This window comes from Niallia oryzisoli (assembly GCF_036670025.1).
Classification (GTDB): Bacteria; Bacillota; Bacilli; order Bacillales; family Cytobacillaceae; genus Bacillus_BD; species Bacillus_BD oryzisoli.
The window spans coordinates 4,362,798-4,378,226 of sequence record NZ_CP137640.1 but is presented as its reverse complement, the minus strand read 5'-3'; the positions used below and the strand labels follow the sequence as shown (position 1 = coordinate 4,378,226).

Here is a 15,429-nt window from a genome sequence, read left to right as displayed (position 1 = left end):
TTGTGCCTTTTTTAAGAAGTAAACAATTTTCCTATATATTATGAAAATGAGAGGATTTATTCTAATATTATTAGTTTAGTTCTTGTCGAAAAGCGTAAATATATTGTTTAATAAATAGTAAGAATTATTAAATGATTTTAAACCCTTTACATAAAGTATTCAAGTTGTTAAAACAAATGAATGACTCCAATCAAACACTTAAGAAATAGACAATAATTAGAGGAGCTGGATGAAGAATGAATACTCTCTATAAGACCCCAAAAAAGCATGGTATGAATAAACACATTCCATATAACGATAAATTAGCCCCATTCTTCATCCGGGACATTCTGTATTCCTTGATACCAGAAGGCACCGAGCATATTTATGTAGTGGGTATTGGATCAAATAAAATAAATGGGGACAGTCTTGGTCCGTTTGTCGGTACATTGCTGGAAGGTTTGTATACAGAGCATATTACAGTTTCCGGGACATTGAAAGACCCTTTAGATGCAGATACACTTGAGTATAAACTTGCACAGATTTCCTTTCCTGATAATAGCTTTGTGGTTGCGATTGATAGTGTACTAGGTTCAGAACAGTCGGTAAATTCAATTTTGATTCGAAATAGGGCTTTGAACCCTGGTGTAGGCTTAGGAAACAAACTGCCGCAAGTAGGGGACTGTAGTGTAATGGGAGTAGTGCTGAAAAATGTCCCGTCAGAAACCCGTACACTTTTTCTGACAGACCTTCATCTAATCTATACGATGGCCATGACCATTGCAAAGGGGATATCATTGACAGTCCGCCAGTACTTTCATTATCCATCTAATCAGCCGCTGTTGGTATTGGGATGAAAATGAAGAAGTAATGAATGAAATCATTGGAAAGGGCTTTTCCGTCTTTTAACAGTAGGCCTTTTTTGACTCATGATAGTGCATATTGTTTTAATGAGTATTCATCCTGTACAGTTATGTTGTGATATCCAAGGGAGATCCAGCCCTGTTTTTCAAATTGCTTTAAGACTTTTGTCGTTGTTACTCTGGCAATCCCGATGAGCTCCGAAATTTCCTGGTGCGTGTAATCGATTGAATATAATGGATCTGATTCTGTTGATTTAAAATAAGTTCCTAGTTGAACTAATATATGGGCAACTTTTTTATCGGATGATAAAAAGGCCATGCTGTATACTTGAATGGAAAGGAGACGGATCGTTTGAGCCATTAAGGAATATAACTCAATCATTAAGCTCGGGTTCAGAGTCATATACGTTAGCATTCGGTCAATATTTACCGTCAACAACTCAACTCCTGTTACTGTACTGGCTGAAGTTAACCGTGGAGTATGGCTGAGATGTGAAGCGTCCCCAAAAATCATATTGGGTCCTAATAATTTTAACGTGATTTCATTGCCTTCTTTTGAGGTAAGAAATAGCTTTACCCGTCCAGATTTTATTAGGTAAAATTCACTGGCCGCATCATCTTGAAAATAAATGATTTCCCCTTTTTGATATTTCTGCACAGTCCCAACCTTTTCGATTGCGCTATACAAATTGGAGCCTTTATCTATTGTCATCGTTTGATGAATTTTTGTACTGTCCATATGCGCAAATTCTCCTTTCTAATTACTAATCGTGCCTGACAACGAAAATGGACATTTATCCTGCTTTTGTCTATCTGGAGAGGATTGTCTATTCTCGTATTTCTTCATTATGGGGTTGTTGATAATCATGTCGGTATTGTTCTAAGTTGATTCGATGATGTTCATCGAACATAATTCCTTCTTTTTTAAGACGTTCTATCTGTATATCGTGCGATTCTTTATCTTTGATGGCAATTTCTCCTTTTGCATTTATGACTCTATGCCAAGGGAGCTCGTGGCTGTCACTCATTGAATGGAGAATTCGGACTATTTGTCTTGCTCCTCGTGCACTTCCTGCTTCGGCCGCAATTTGCCCATATGTCATAACCTTTCCAACGGGAATGGATTTAATGATTTCGATTGCCTTTTTGGTGAATGGGTTCATTAAATTCAACCTTTCAATCTAAAAGATTACTGCTTTTATTTTGTAACCTTACTATACGAGAATCTATGCAATGAAACAAGGTGATTAAATTCTTTCACTTGATTTTTTTAAATAATATTTTAATTCAATAATGTTATAATGGAACACATGCAGAGTAACATACTATCGCAAAAAAAGGAGTAAATATAAATGCAAAAGCAGCTATTTCACACAACAAATCCAGGGGAGCTCGGAACGTATTTTTTTGGAGACCGATTATTGGATTTTCCAAAATACTTAACCTTTCTAATGAATTTTTTGGACAAGAATAATCAGCAGGTACAATTTCTTCAAGCATTTGTCCATGTAGAATCAAAGGAAGAAGAAAAGGATGAAGTTTTGACGGTAGAAACGGTTTTCTATAATGGTGACAAAACAAAAATCATTCGTATCTGGGGCGCAAAGGATATTGAAAGTGGTGTTGCCTTAATGGTGACAATGGAGTTCATTAACTCAGAAACCAAACAAACAGAAGAAGAATATATCGTGATTGAAAATGACGAGGAATTTTATCATGAACAAGCACCGGAGAATTAACTAATGCTGTTGTAAAGGTTATTTCATCAAAATAAGAAAAACTTAAAGATATCATATTCTGGACGGTAAATTATGGTATCATAATGAAGGGCAAACTTTACGAAAGTAAAAGACGCAAAGCCACGGGCCTAAAGCAGAACTTTGCCACGGCAGCCGGGTTGCATATTAGTTATAAATGATAACTTTTCTAATTTGCCTAATACATAAAGAATAAGAAGGGCGAATATGTTTTTACCAACTATTTACAGTACGAAGGATCATTTAGTACATATTGTTAAGGATGAACAAATCTGTTTATGCAAGTTTCCTTACCATTATTACTATACCAAAAACAAACAGGATTTGAAGAAAATTAAATTTAAGCATGTTCAGGAGGTAACTTGTCCTGAATGTAAATCAGGCATTAATTAAAGGTTCAAGACATAACCAAAAAATCAGTAGAACCAAATATCCAAAAAAAGGACTTTTCATCACGGGATGAAAAGTCCTTTTTCACAAAACAAATAGAGAATCAATCGATATGTTTTTGTTTTTCCTGATTTTTATAATTCAATAAAGAAAAATCCAATGGCTGGTCAGAACCATTCATTAGCTTAGAGACATAGGAAGAAGTCAGCTTATAGCCATCCTCCAATTTTTCAGCTAAATAGTTTGTTCGTTCAAAAATGATCGAACGGATATGGTTTAATTGCCGAAAGATTTTTTCCGTTATGGCTTCCTGCGTATCTAATCGTCTAGAGACATCCCTTTGAAAATCCTCCTGTTTTGCTGCTGATTCATTATGAAGTTCCTTTTGTTCGGCTATTTGTAAGGATAGTTGTTGAATTGCCGCCTCATTTTGTTCCAGACTAGCAGCCATTTTCTGATCCGATTCAAGCAGACTATTCATTTTATTTAGAATGGAGTTTTTTAAATGGCTTTCACTTTCGATACTAGATTGGAGATTGTTATTTTTATCATTTAAGGAATGCAGCGTTTGAATCATTTTCGCTTCAAAATGTTCGTGGTGATAATTACTGCTCTTTAATTCAGCAATTTGTGTCTTCATGTGATTGCATTGAGTTATCATTGTTCTTTGAAGTTTCTTGTAGCGTGGTTTCAGCTCTTCAATTGATTTTATAAGTTCCTTGTTTGCTTTGTGTTGTTCCTTTATTAATTCGGTGACCTCGTTGAATCGGACAATATCCTGATTCGGTTCTTTCGGTTCAACATTATTTTTATAGATAGAAGGATGTTTATTATTATCATTGATAAATAATCCCATTTCCCTCTCACCCCCTGTTCTGAGATTGATATATCTTATGTGAAAAAAAGGATAAGTGTCAAGCATGATTTTGATCTCATAATAGATTAAAATTACTTCGTTGCGATGTTAAAATTAATAAAATATTCACATTTACATGAAAAACTGTGACTTTTATCATTAGTTCAATTTATTAAATGATTTAAAATTGATATAGATTTCGTTATAGATCCAATAGAAGGGAAGAAATTATTTTTATATATCATTATTACTTTTATATATAATGCTAGTTCACATGGTTTAGGAAAAAAATTATAAAAAGAAAATTCCTTGGGGGAAATATCATGAACTTATTATCAAAAACAAGACAAATAAATTCTCTTTTACAAACAACTGCAGGAAAATCCGTGAATTTTAAGGAAATGACTGACACGTTAAGTGAAATTATTCAAGCAAATACATTTATTATTAGTTTAAAAGGAAAACTGTTAGGGTTTTCAATTAATCAAGAAATCGAAAATGAGCGAATGAAACAAATGCTAGAAGACCGACGTTTTCCAGAGGATTATACGAAAAATTTATTGAACATCAAAGAAACTTCTTCAAACCTTGATGTAGATAACGAACATTCTGTATTTCCAATTGAAAATAAAGAGTTATTCAAAAATGGAATAACTACAATTGTACCTATTATCGGCGGAGGAGAACGAATTGGAACATTGATTATTGGAAGAGTAGAAGCACCATTTGATAATGATGATCTTATCCTTGCAGAATATGGTGCAACCGTAGTAGGAATGGAAATTCTTCATGAACAGGCTCAAGAGCTTGCAATTGAAGCCCGCAGAAAAGCGATTGTTCAAATGGCGATTAATTCATTATCATATAGTGAGCAGGAAGCGGTTGAGCATATTTTTGAAGAGCTTCAAGGAAAAGAAGGATTATTAGTTGCTTCAAGAGTGGCCGACCGTGTGAAAATTACGCGATCTGTTATTGTAAACGCACTACGTAAACTAGAGAGTGCCGGTGTCATTGAATCACGATCATTAGGTATGAAAGGAACTCATATTAAAGTGTTGAATGATGAATTCTTAGTTGCACTTGAAAAGTTAAAATCTAACAAATTCCGTCTAGCTTAAAAATAAAAAAGGATGTCCCAGATCATTTGGGACATCCTTTTTTGTTTTCAATAGGATTTTCCTTTTACCAGAATTCCTCTTATAAAATTTGCACTTTTGATTGTACCTGCTTCCCTCCATGCTATAATTTTCTGATGGAAAAATTGAACAAAGCCGCCAATTGTTAGTGCAATGACAATGCTGGCAATTCCGACAGCACCGTTAATAAGAAAGGCAAGGATAAGAGCAGTGCTTTCAGCAATTAGTTTAGAGTTTCGCAGGCTTAGGCCAAATTTTTCATGAATGGCAATCATTATAGTATCCATGGGACTGGCTGGGAACTTAGCCTGTAAATACAATGCTACGCCGAATCCTAAAATGAAAATTCCAACTAATAGTACGAGTACCTGGACAACAAGCTGATTAAAGGAAATGGATTCCAAGATGGTTAACAGCCAAAAATCAATGAGTGTTCCTGTCAAAAAAATCGTCAATACGGATAATATTTCTGGTTTTCTTTTTTGAATGAAAGAATTAATGAATATGAGTACGATCCCGTTTAGAATTGCGCATGTTCCTACAGATAAATGTAAAATTTGCGATTCTCCTACAGCAAGAGCCTCCCAAGGTGCAGCTCCTAAATTTGCTTTAATAATTAAAGAAGATCCGAGAGTTAATATGATTTGACCGATCACAAAATAGAGGATTCTACTTTTCATTTTGTCTAACCACCTTTAAAAATATATTAACTATCTTGCTTGTATTAGCTGTCTGTTTCATACGGATCACTTAAAGGGTAATCCATTATAATTCAAATTTTAAAAAGATAAATGATTGGATAGTGAAGTTTTTTACGTTTAAAATCGATAAAAACGAATATTTTGTTTGATTATTCTTTGAATAATAATAAAGTGAAGCAGCTAACAAAACAATGAATTATCTTGTTAAAATACAAAATTTTCTGCATTATCTTGCTCGATTTTATAGTAAGGGCTTTCAAAAATATGTATAATATTATAAAAAAACTGCTCCTAATAAATGGATGAAGGTGAGATCAATGGATCATATTAAGCTTCTTCAAAACCCGTCTTTGGTATATATCGGTAAGCTAAGTGAGAAGCCCGATTGGAATTTTCCTAGCCATAGACATGATGACTTAAGTGAAATTGTTTATATCCTAGGTGGAGAAGGGGATTTTATTATTGACGATCAGCCCTATTTGGTCCAACAGGGTGATCTATTAATTTATAATAAAGGGATTTTCCATGAAGAAAAATCATCAAAAAATAATCCTCTAAAGACATACTATTGTGGAATTGCTGATATTCACATTGAGGGACTACCGGAAGGATACATTACTCCAATGGGTACATGTCCTTTGATAAAACAGAATAAATATTCAGAGCAAATGGAGAAACTTTTTTCAATGATGTTCGAGGAGTCATCTCTAAAACTTAAAGGCTATGATGATATTTGTAAAAACTTATTGAGGTCCATGATTATCTATATCCAACGAATGGCACAGCTTGAAGAAATGAAAACAAAAAATGATTCTGAAACACTTGCACTCCAGATAAAGGAATTTTTAGATAAAAATTATTTAAAGCAATTAACATTAGAGGAAATTGCATTAGAGTTTCATATGAATGCCTATTACCTGTCACATGTTTTTAAAAACCACTATAATGATTCACCGATAAATTATATGATTTATAGACGAATGGGGGAAGCAAAGAAGCTATTAATTAATACTGATATGAAAGTTAGAGAAATATCTCAGCTTGTCGGCTATGAAAATGCAAATTATTTCTCAAGGATTTTTGCAAAAACAATGGGAGAGTCACCACTGCAGTATAAAAAAAATGAAAAAAAAGAACGTGTAAATTTAAAATAAATCTTAGTGAAATAAAAGAAATCGTAAAAAAGAAAAAGAAAATAAACGAAATTTGGCTCTATATCCAAAAAAGAGTTGGGAAGTGACGTTTATTTAGTTATAATTAAAAAATTTATTTGTTTGGGTCATCTGATTAATCGAAATACAAAAACAAATAGCAGGAAAAGGCTGCTCGGAATAAGATAGAAATTCATTAAAGATAAATTGAAAATTTATGTTCGAAAGTAAGCAAATTTCTTGTAAATCTTATCATCAGTGATAACAGTGTAGGGCATCATTCATGAACGAATGGTGCTCTACACTATTATTCTTATTGGAATCGTTTTCAATAGAACATGTTAAGTAGTGGATATCCTTTTGAAAAAGTCCCAAATAATAGATGTTGCATCAGGGCCAAGCGGATCAGTAAATTTCCCCAACTCACTTCCTCCAGACCACACATGCTCCATATCGTGAACCAAAAATAGTTCAATAAAAGGATGCTGATTTTTATCCGTATAACTATGATGGGAATATCGTCTGCCATTGTTCAACGTCTCAATTTTTACAGAAGCAGGAGAAGCCTTTACGTTGCCTTTACCGCCTTCTGTGAGGAAATGTGCCTGGTTCCATTGAACAATAATTTGATTTGCATTTTTCGGATGGACTGTCAGATCATTTGTACCATGAAAGACAATAAGAGGAACTTTTCGTTTGATTCCTGTTTCGGTAAATGCTTTTTGCATTTCATGAAAGGCATTTGTACCACATTTAAAGGGATCTCTTACTCCTTTTCTCATGACCATATCGGCAGCTATATTCCAGGGATCCTTCCATAAATTTGTTTTTGCTGCATCATATGGTAAGCCTGAACAAACGGCAATTCCGCTAAATAGGTCTGGGTAGGTTACCCCAAGGATACTGGCCATGGCCCCGCCTGAAGAAAATCCTACTACATATACCTTATTCCAATCAACGGAAAGGCTGATGTCTTTTAGTTTTTTTTCTGCATTTCGCAATACGCCGACAATGCTTTTCGGCAGTCCTTTTCCACGATGCTGGTTTTCATCTAAGAACCAATTCCAGCATCCAGCGGGATTCGATTTATGAGGTTCTATGAATAGAGGATTATAGATGCGTTTCATCGTAGGGTAAAGGACGATGAAATGTTCTTTTTCGGCTAGTTGATTCATTTTTGTTTCTTCAGCAAATTGATCCGGATCTTGATCACATCCATGAAGCATGACGACCATTGGAAGACTGTCTTTTGCGGGATGACTCGGAACATAAAGTTTATAAAAGAATCCTTCATGCAGATAGTCTTTAAAGTTATCCATTTTTTGCTCTCCTTAATTATCTAACTTTTCTCCAAAAGCTTTGCATCAAGGGAGTAGGTTTTTTGTGAAAATGAATAAATTGGTGTCCTTATAATTTATGTAGCAAAGCCCATAGTTGCCACATTTTTTTGCATGCAGTTGCATTTCTTCTATATGGTGATTCATATTATGGTGGAAAAGAAAAAAGTCTTATATAAAATAGCTATTTGCAGCTATTTCATATAAGACAGCTTAGGAGATACTTTTGGCTGATGTGAAAATAAGGAGCGGCCTTTTCCGTGCGGAATACACATGGGTGTTCCGAAAAGGGGATCACAGGAAATATTGCATTTCATTTGAAAAACGTCTTGGACCAATACGCTCGTAATAATGTCTTCTGGTTTTCCTTTTGCATATACCTTCTTATCTTTTATCGCAACGATATGATGAGCATATCTGCTTGCGAGGTTTAAGTCATGTAATACCATGACAATCGTATGCTTATCTTTTTCGTTTAGGTCAAACAATAAATCTAAAATTTCGATTTGATGAGTCATATCTAGATAGGTTGTTGGTTCATCTAGTAAAATAATATCTGTCTTTTGTGCTAACGTTAATGCAATCCAAGCCCGCTGCCGTTGTCCACCTGATAATGAATCAACTGTCCGGTCCTTTAAATTTAGAATATTGGTTGATTTTAATGCCTGGATAACAGCATCTTCATCTGCTTTAGACCATGGCTTGACCAAGCCTCGGTAGGGATGTCTTCCTTGTTTCACTAGTTCATAAACGGTTAATCCTTCAGGTGTAGTTGGACTTTGTGGCAAAATGGCAAGTTTTTGGGCGACTTCCTTCGTTTTCATCTTAGCAATATCCTGTCCATCCAAGATTACACTGCCGTTTTGCGGCTTCAGCAGACGAGCTAATGAGCGTAAAAGTGTGGATTTTCCACAGCCATTCCCGCCAATGAAAACCGTGATTTCACCTTTTGGAATCTCAATATCTAGATCATCAATAATAATAGTTTCCCCATAACCAAGTGTTAAGTCCTTTGCTGATAATGATTGCATTGGAATCTCTCCTCTACGTCGTGCATAAAAACAAATTTATATATACTATTCCCAATGTAGTTACTATTATTGTATTTCCTTTTATTCTAATAGTCAATGATAATCATTTTCATTAAAAAAATAGACACATGCTTTCATGCTTTAGCGAGGTGGGGGACAGACCCCCGCCTCGCTAAAGCATGAAAGCAGCTTCCAAAAGGAAGCTGCTTTGTTTAGGGTTATTTTACTAGGGTTTTTACTAGGTCATCGATTGTTTTTTCGGAGGCTAGTAGTCCTTTGTTTGTCCAGTTACTTGCATCGTTTAATAGATGAACATTCCCGTTTTGGGCTGCTGGTGTACTTTGCCAAACGGCGCTGTTTTCAAGTGTCTTGATTCCTTGTTCGCCTTCTAAAGCCAATAAGAATACATGGTCTGCGTCAAGTTCAGACAGTTTTTCGACAGAAATAGGATTCCATTGCGTACTTTCCGCATCCCCAAGTTCTTTTACTAAAGCAGGTTGATTTAATCCAAGCTCATTATAGACAACATCCGCACTGTGACGGTTGTTTTCAAATAAAAAGAATTGATTGCCGACTGCCCAAATAGCAGCCACTGTTTCATCTCCAATTGCTTTTTTTAGCTGCTCTTTCGCATCAGCTACTTTTGCTTCATAATCACTTAAAGCCTTGTCAGCTTCTGTTTCTTTTCCAAGAATTTTTCCAAAGGTTTCAATCTGTTTACGCCAATCTGCTGTCGTTTCTTCAGTCATGACGTAGGTTGGAGCAATTTTATTATACTCTTCGTATGAACCTTCATAACCATCCATATTATTTTCTAAAATGATAAGCTCTGGATCATGATTCAGTACTTGCTCTAAAGGCAGATTCCATTCAATACTTGGTACATCCTTTAAGTCCTTCTCCAAATAATCTTGTACTGTATCTCCAATCGCCCATTTTGCAACAGGGGTAACGCCTAATGCTAATAAAGTATCTTCATGGAAAGGGGCCATGATTCTTTCAGCACTAGAAGGGATTGTCACTTCTCCCATTGCAGAATCCAATGTTACCTCTGATTTATCTTTAGTTTCTCCTTTTTCTGGTTCAGCTTTTTCATCATTGTTATTACCGCATGCAGAGATAACTAATAATAACCCAATAATGATACTGAAAAAAAATAGACGGAATTTCTTATTAGAGTGCATATGTATTTCCCCTTTATGTTATAATTTCTATGCTAATGATAATCATTTTCATTTATTTAGTCAAACAACAATTATACTTTTGACGAAACAAAAATAGGAGAGAGCAATGCTATCATTTATTAATCATTCAAGTCCTTTAAAAATTCTTCTTAATCTTGCTGCCATCGTATTATTAATGATCTCTCTCGGACTGTCCGTCTCGTATGGAACAACTGAGATTGATCTTGCCACAGTCTGGCAGTCAGTTGTTCACTTTAATCCTGATCTCACCTCACATCAGGTGATTCAAGAGCTGCGCTTGCCTCGTGCTATTTCGGCGGCATTAGTGGGGGCATTTTTAGCCGTGTCAGGAGCCATGATGCAGGGCATGACAAGAAACCCGCTGGCATCTCCTTCCATTATGGGGGTAACAGACGGTGCTGCATTTGCCCTTGTCCTAGTGATGGCGCTTTTCCCTGGTGTTTCGGGAACAGGAACCATCCTTTCTTCTTTTATTGGCGCCGGCATAGCGGTTGCTCTGATTTTTATGATTGGTTCTTTTTCAAGCGGAGGATTAACGCCGGTGAAGTTAGCCCTCGCGGGTGTAGCGATTGGAACGCTGCTGCGATCTATTACTTCGGTGATAGCCTTTCATTTCAATTTAGAAAAAGAATTGGGTTTTTGGATTGCAGGAGGACTATCCGGTGCTAGCTGGTCATCTGTTAAAATCCTTGTATACTCAGGTATCATTGGTTTACTTGTTTCTTTCCTTATCTCAAAGTCCATTACCGTTCTTAGTTTAGGTGAAGATATGGCAATCGGCTTAGGGCAAAATAATCTCATTATAAAGGGTTTAGGATTTATCTCGATTTTAATATTGACAGGTGCAGCAGTTTCTGTTGCAGGTGCAGTTGGATTTGTTGGTCTTATTATTCCACATATCACTAGATTTATAATGGGAACAGATTATCGATGGATCATTCCATCCTCAGCTATCTTTGGTGCACTTTTACTAGTCTTATCAGATATTATTGCAAGACTTGTTAATGCTCCTTTTGAGACACCTGTGGGAGCCATCACATCCCTTATCGGAGTTCCTTTCTTCCTTTACTTAGCACGTGGCAGTGGGGGTGGAAAATAATGAATACAGCTCAAGTGAAGAAAAAGAAAAAGTTCTTATCGCTCAGCGCACTGCTTGTTTTGTTAATGACAATCATGTTTTTCGTAAGTTTGAGTTTAGGGGTGATAAATATCTCACCGAGTGAGGTTATAAGTACCATTTTTAATAACGGAACGGCTAAGCAGGAACTAATACTTTTTGAATTCCGTTTACCAGGAATTGTATTGGCGTTGTTAATCGGAGCAGGCTTATCTGTATCAGGGGTAATCCTGCAGGCCATTACGCAAAATGAGCTGGCAGACCCTGGTATACTGGGAATTAATACGGGTGCAGGACTAGCAGTAGTCTTATTTATTTACGTTTTTCAAGGGAATTTTGCAGCAGCAAGTGAACTATCAATTTTTATGATGCCTTTCGCAGCTTTACTTGGAGCGATCGGGGCTGCGGCGCTTATTTATGTTTTAGCATGGAAAAACGGTGTAAATCCTATCAGACTTGTATTAGTCGGGATTGGTGTAAATGCAGGCTTTGGTGCATTTCTGACCATTTTTCAGTTAAAAATGGATCCGCAGGATTTCAGGCAGGCCACAGTTTGGCTGACAGGGGATATATGGAATGCAAATTGGACCTTTGTCGGTGCTTTGTTACCTTGGATTTTGATCCTCATTCCGATTGCTCTATCGAAAGCACACGGATTAAATGTTCTGCACTTAGGTGATGACCTGGCAAGCGGCCTCGGCACCAGCGTTGAAAGAGAAAGACAAATACTGTTGTTAATTGCTGTCGCGCTTGCAGGTGCATCGGTTGCAGCAGGCGGGGGGATTGCCTTTTTAGGATTGGTTGTTCCACATATCGCGAGAAAATTAATGGGGCCGTTACATCAGTATATTATCCCGATTTCCACTCTAATAGGTGCTTTATTGTTGATGGTATCTGATACGATTGGAAAGAATCTCCTCGCACCCACAGAAATTCCTGTAGGGATCGTCGTTGCTATATTAAGTGCTCCGTATTTTATCTATCTATTAATAAAAGCAAAGTAACAAAATTTCAGGCTGAAAGGACACTCAATTTATGAATATGCAAGAGGTAGTGAACAATGTTCCAGATTATCAGGTCTTTTTGACTGTAGATGAAATGGATAGAAGTACAAGAGAACTCGCTCGTGAGTTTCCTAGTATCGTAACTGTTTTTGAAGCTGGAACATCAAGAAAGGGACATTCAATATTATGTATGAAAATTGGAGACGGACCCAAGAATGCGCTATGCTTTGCCTGTCCGCATCCGAATGAACCAATCGGTGCCATGACAATGGAGTACTTTTCACGGGCTTTAGCTGAGAATGACCAGTTACGTGAAGAGTTGGGCTTCACTTGGTACATTATCAAATGCATTGATCCTGACGGAGTTCGTCTTAATGAACAATGGTTCAAGGGACCATTCAACCTATATAACTATACGAAAAACTACTACCGACCAATCGGTTACGAACAGGTAGAATGGACGTTTCCGATTGATTACAAGGAATTGCATTTTCATAACCCGCTTCCTGAAACGGAGGCGTTAATGAAGATTATTGATGAGACAAAACCAGAATTTATGTATTCTTTACATAATGCAGGGTTTGGAGGAGCTTATTGGTACCTATCCCATGATCTGCCCCAATTGTATGATCGCCTAAGGAACTCGGCATTGAAACAAGAGATTCCATTAAGCTTAGGAGAGCCTGAGGAGCCATTTATTACGAAGCTGTCACCGGCAGTTTTTAAGAGTATGAGCATTAAGGATGCGTATGATTTTACCGAAAAATATACAGGCGCTGCCCCTGATATTAAAAATGGAACATCCAGTTCAGATTATGCGATGTCACAAGGAGATTGTGTTACCCTGCTCGCTGAGCTTCCTTATTTCTATGATCCTAGAATACAAGACATGAGTGAAGGTGAAATAACAAGAAGAGAAGCGATACTTCAGAATGTAGAAATGAACAAAGCCCATTTTAGCGCATTAAAAAAAATGCTGACGGAAGTTCGACCTTATATTTCATTAAGTAATCCATTTGTGAAACTGGTTGATGAAGTGATCCAGTTTGTCTTAGAAGGCAGTGAAGCCAAAATTCAATGGGCAAACAGCCAGCCGGAATTTGAACAACCTGCTAAAATATCGGAAATCTTTGATAATCTGCAGACGGCTAAGTTCTATAACGGACTATATCTGGGCTTATCCGTTCGGACCATTGAATATGAAATAGAGAGGCTTCAACTAGAAGAAGCGAATAATACAGCAGTCATAGCTAAGCTTCAACATACACTCGAAAAAGGATCAAAGCAACTAAAAGACTACTGCGAACAGCTAGAAAACGAACTCAACTACTCTGTCATACCAATACAAAAACTAGTGCGAATTCAAATCGAAAGCGGCCTAATCGTAGCCAGTCACATAAGTAAGAAGCAGAGGGACGGTTCTCTTGCTTCCAAAATTTTTGAATAGGGTGTGCAGAAATATGGACTCTACCATTACCTTTAAAGACAAAATTGAATCAGAGGAAGAATTACGGTCGATAATCGGTTATCCTAGCGAGCTTGTCAGAAGAAAAGTGATTACTTATATTGACGAGCATTGCAAGGATTTTATTTCTCGTTCACCTTTTTTAGTTATATCTACCTCAGATGAGGCGGGATATTGTGACGCTTCTCCCCGGGGGGATATGCCTGGATTTGCTTTAGTGCTTAACGAAAAGCATATCGTGATCCCGGAACGTCCTGGAAATAAAAGAAGTGATACACTGCGTAATATTCTGGTAAACCCAAAAGCTGGTCTATTTTTTTTAATACCGGGATTAGGTGAAACATTGAGGGTGAATGGAAAAGCAGCATTGGTGAAAGATTCTCAGCTACTGGAAAGGATGGCTGTCAACGGCAAAAAGCCTCTGCTTGGCATTTGTGTAGAAGTGGAAGAGTGTTTTATTCATTGCGCCAAAGCGATTATCCGGTCAGGACTCTGGAAACCTGAATCTTGGAGTGATAGGGAATCATTGCCTAATGCAGCGAAAATTTTAGCTGAACATGTGAAAATTCCAGGTGCAACTGCAGAAAAAATTGAAAACAGTCTGAATGAAGATTATAAGACTGAGCTATATTAAATCTAAAAAACTTTGTCCTTCATTATATATATGAACGACAAAGTTTTTTTATTGAAGCATAAGAAAAACGAATGAACGAATACTATACCTGTTAAAAAACAGGTAAAGGAGAATTACATGTTGAAAAAGTGGATGATTTCAATCATACTCGTTACTTTATTCACTTCGTTACATACTTCTATAATGGTAAATGCACAAGGAACCGAAAGTTCAAAGGAATGTGAGAACGAGGCTATTTTTAGATTGAAATATGATATGCAGGAGCTCTGGATTGAGGATGCCTGGTGGACAAGGAGTTTTATAATCAGCAATCATGCTGGACTAGAGGATGAAAAGGATGTTCTAGATAGACTTTTACAAAATCAAACGGATCTTGGGAATATTATTAAGCCTTATTATGGAGCAGATGCTGGAAATAAGCTTACGAAATTATTGAACGAGCACATATTGATTACCGGAAAAATCATTGATGCAGCTAAAATAAAAGATCAAAATAACGTCGAGAAATATAATAAGGAATGGTTTCGGAATGCAGACACGATCGTTGAATTCTTAACGAATGCCAACCCCAATTGGTCAAAAGAAGAATTGACAGATATGTTCTATACCCATTTAAGATTTACTACAGATGAAGTTACCGCAAGATTGAATAAAGATTGGAAAGGTGACATCCGTCTAGCTGATCTAAATGAAGAGCATTTAGTTCATATGTCAAGAGTGCTGGTAGATGGAATCGTCAAGCAGTTCCCTGAAAAATTCAAATAAATTGAGGCGATATCTTAATAGGTATCGCCACTTTGCCC

At 36.6% G+C, this 15,429-nt stretch carries 16 protein-coding genes and 1 riboswitch; of the genes, 9 read left to right on the top strand and 7 right to left on the bottom strand.

Annotated features, from left to right (window positions below; translation table 11 throughout):
- The first annotated feature begins 236 nt into the window (after nt 1-236).
- A complete protein-coding gene (yyaC, locus tag R4Z09_RS21935; protein ID WP_338448855.1) occupies nt 237-836 on the top strand; it encodes a spore protease YyaC in 600 nt (199 codons plus the stop codon).
- Nucleotides 837-906: 70 nt separating this feature from the next.
- Here yyaC and R4Z09_RS21930 read toward each other — a convergent pair whose 3' ends face one another.
- Nucleotides 907-1,581 (bottom strand): Crp/Fnr family transcriptional regulator, encoded by a 675-nt coding sequence (locus R4Z09_RS21930; protein WP_338448854.1) that lies wholly within the window; start codon nt 1,579-1,581, stop codon nt 907-909.
- An 88-nt stretch (nt 1,582-1,669) separates the two neighbouring features.
- Complete coding sequence (locus tag R4Z09_RS21925) at nt 1,670-2,005, bottom strand: MGMT family protein (RefSeq protein WP_338448853.1); 336 nt, start codon at nt 2,003-2,005, stop codon at nt 1,670-1,672.
- A gap of 189 nt (nt 2,006-2,194) precedes the next feature.
- On the opposite strand from R4Z09_RS21925, the gene R4Z09_RS21920 reads away from it, so the two are divergent.
- A complete protein-coding gene (locus R4Z09_RS21920) occupies nt 2,195-2,581 on the top strand; it encodes a hypothetical protein (RefSeq protein WP_338448852.1) in 387 nt (128 codons plus the stop codon).
- Between the two features lie 79 nt (nt 2,582-2,660).
- Nucleotides 2,661-2,747: riboswitch (cyclic di-GMP riboswitch) on the top strand.
- Between the two features lie 345 nt (nt 2,748-3,092).
- On the opposite strand, the gene R4Z09_RS21915 is transcribed toward R4Z09_RS21920, so the two are convergent.
- Nucleotides 3,093-3,845, bottom strand: coding sequence for a hypothetical protein (locus tag R4Z09_RS21915; RefSeq protein WP_338448851.1), 753 nt, complete (start codon nt 3,843-3,845; stop codon nt 3,093-3,095).
- A gap of 323 nt (nt 3,846-4,168) precedes the next feature.
- Here R4Z09_RS21915 and codY point away from each other — a divergent pair, with 323 nt between their 5' ends.
- On the top strand, nt 4,169-4,963 hold the full coding sequence (gene codY, locus R4Z09_RS21910; protein WP_338448850.1) for a GTP-sensing pleiotropic transcriptional regulator CodY: 795 nt from the start codon (nt 4,169-4,171) through the stop codon (nt 4,961-4,963).
- 47 nt (nt 4,964-5,010) lie between these two features.
- Here the strand turns inward: codY and R4Z09_RS21905 are convergent, their stop codons facing one another.
- Nucleotides 5,011-5,661: a YitT family protein gene (locus R4Z09_RS21905; protein WP_338448849.1), complete on the bottom strand. Its 651-nt coding sequence runs from the start codon at nt 5,659-5,661 to the stop codon at nt 5,011-5,013.
- 338 nt (nt 5,662-5,999) lie between these two features.
- Between R4Z09_RS21905 and R4Z09_RS21900 the strand changes: the two genes are divergently transcribed.
- A complete protein-coding gene (locus R4Z09_RS21900) occupies nt 6,000-6,836 on the top strand; it encodes an AraC family transcriptional regulator (protein ID WP_338448848.1) in 837 nt (278 codons plus the stop codon).
- A 338-nt stretch (nt 6,837-7,174) separates the two neighbouring features.
- Here the strand turns inward: R4Z09_RS21900 and R4Z09_RS21895 are convergent, their stop codons facing one another.
- The 3 genes from R4Z09_RS21895 to R4Z09_RS21885 all read right to left on the bottom strand — a co-directional run bounded on the left by R4Z09_RS21895 (nt 7,175) and on the right by R4Z09_RS21885 (nt 10,385).
- Complete coding sequence (locus R4Z09_RS21895; protein WP_338448847.1) at nt 7,175-8,152, bottom strand: PHB depolymerase family esterase; 978 nt, start codon at nt 8,150-8,152, stop codon at nt 7,175-7,177.
- A gap of 212 nt (nt 8,153-8,364) precedes the next feature.
- Nucleotides 8,365-9,201: an ABC transporter ATP-binding protein gene (locus tag R4Z09_RS21890; protein WP_338448846.1), complete on the bottom strand. Its 837-nt coding sequence runs from the start codon at nt 9,199-9,201 to the stop codon at nt 8,365-8,367.
- A 218-nt stretch (nt 9,202-9,419) separates the two neighbouring features.
- On the bottom strand, nt 9,420-10,385 hold the full coding sequence (locus R4Z09_RS21885) for an iron-hydroxamate ABC transporter substrate-binding protein (RefSeq protein ID WP_338448845.1): 966 nt from the start codon (nt 10,383-10,385) through the stop codon (nt 9,420-9,422).
- 106 nt (nt 10,386-10,491) lie between these two features.
- Here R4Z09_RS21885 and R4Z09_RS21880 point away from each other — a divergent pair, with 106 nt between their 5' ends.
- The 5 genes from R4Z09_RS21880 (at nt 10,492) to R4Z09_RS21860 (ending at nt 15,391) form a co-directional block, all read left to right on the top strand.
- Nucleotides 10,492-11,505 carry an iron ABC transporter permease gene (locus R4Z09_RS21880; RefSeq protein ID WP_338448844.1) on the top strand — a complete coding sequence of 338 codons (1,014 nt, stop codon included), beginning with the start codon at nt 10,492-10,494 and terminating at the stop codon, nt 11,503-11,505.
- Nucleotides 11,505-12,527 carry an iron ABC transporter permease gene (locus R4Z09_RS21875; RefSeq protein WP_338448843.1) on the top strand — a complete coding sequence of 341 codons (1,023 nt, stop codon included), beginning with the start codon at nt 11,505-11,507 and terminating at the stop codon, nt 12,525-12,527. Before R4Z09_RS21880 ends, R4Z09_RS21875 begins: the two co-directional genes overlap by 1 nt.
- A gap of 31 nt (nt 12,528-12,558) precedes the next feature.
- On the top strand, nt 12,559-13,974 hold the full coding sequence (locus R4Z09_RS21870) for a M14 family zinc carboxypeptidase (RefSeq protein WP_338448842.1): 1,416 nt from the start codon (nt 12,559-12,561) through the stop codon (nt 13,972-13,974).
- 13 nt (nt 13,975-13,987) lie between these two features.
- Nucleotides 13,988-14,626, top strand: coding sequence for a pyridoxamine 5'-phosphate oxidase family protein (locus R4Z09_RS21865; protein ID WP_338448841.1), 639 nt, complete (start codon nt 13,988-13,990; stop codon nt 14,624-14,626).
- 117 nt (nt 14,627-14,743) lie between these two features.
- Nucleotides 14,744-15,391, top strand: a complete 648-nt coding sequence (locus R4Z09_RS21860; protein ID WP_338448840.1) for a glycosyltransferase — start codon at nt 14,744-14,746, stop codon at nt 15,389-15,391.
- Nucleotides 15,392-15,429: the final 38 nt, after the last annotated feature.

Excerpts from the sequence above, each read along its gene's own strand:
- yyaC (WP_338448855.1), top strand. The coding sequence starts at position 237 with ATGAATACTCTCTATAAGACCCCAAAAAAGCATGGTATGAATAAACAC.
- R4Z09_RS21930 (WP_338448854.1), bottom strand. The coding sequence starts at position 1,581 with ATGGACAGTACAAAAATTCATCAAACGATGACAATAGATAAAGGCTCC.
- R4Z09_RS21925 (WP_338448853.1), bottom strand. The coding sequence starts at position 2,005 with ATGAACCCATTCACCAAAAAGGCAATCGAAATCATTAAATCCATTCCC.
- R4Z09_RS21920 (WP_338448852.1), top strand. The coding sequence starts at position 2,195 with ATGCAAAAGCAGCTATTTCACACAACAAATCCAGGGGAGCTCGGAACG.
- R4Z09_RS21915 (WP_338448851.1), bottom strand. The coding sequence starts at position 3,845 with ATGGGATTATTTATCAATGATAATAATAAACATCCTTCTATCTATAAA.
- codY (WP_338448850.1), top strand. The coding sequence starts at position 4,169 with ATGAACTTATTATCAAAAACAAGACAAATAAATTCTCTTTTACAAACA.
- R4Z09_RS21905 (WP_338448849.1), bottom strand. The coding sequence starts at position 5,661 with ATGAAAAGTAGAATCCTCTATTTTGTGATCGGTCAAATCATATTAACT.
- R4Z09_RS21900 (WP_338448848.1), top strand. The coding sequence starts at position 6,000 with ATGGATCATATTAAGCTTCTTCAAAACCCGTCTTTGGTATATATCGGT.
- R4Z09_RS21895 (WP_338448847.1), bottom strand. The coding sequence starts at position 8,152 with ATGGATAACTTTAAAGACTATCTGCATGAAGGATTCTTTTATAAACTT.
- R4Z09_RS21890 (WP_338448846.1), bottom strand. The coding sequence starts at position 9,201 with ATGCAATCATTATCAGCAAAGGACTTAACACTTGGTTATGGGGAAACT.
- R4Z09_RS21885 (WP_338448845.1), bottom strand. The coding sequence starts at position 10,385 with ATGCACTCTAATAAGAAATTCCGTCTATTTTTTTTCAGTATCATTATT.
- R4Z09_RS21880 (WP_338448844.1), top strand. The coding sequence starts at position 10,492 with ATGCTATCATTTATTAATCATTCAAGTCCTTTAAAAATTCTTCTTAAT.
- R4Z09_RS21875 (WP_338448843.1), top strand. The coding sequence starts at position 11,505 with ATGAATACAGCTCAAGTGAAGAAAAAGAAAAAGTTCTTATCGCTCAGC.
- R4Z09_RS21870 (WP_338448842.1), top strand. The coding sequence starts at position 12,559 with ATGAATATGCAAGAGGTAGTGAACAATGTTCCAGATTATCAGGTCTTT.
- R4Z09_RS21865 (WP_338448841.1), top strand. The coding sequence starts at position 13,988 with ATGGACTCTACCATTACCTTTAAAGACAAAATTGAATCAGAGGAAGAA.
- R4Z09_RS21860 (WP_338448840.1), top strand. The coding sequence starts at position 14,744 with ATGTTGAAAAAGTGGATGATTTCAATCATACTCGTTACTTTATTCACT.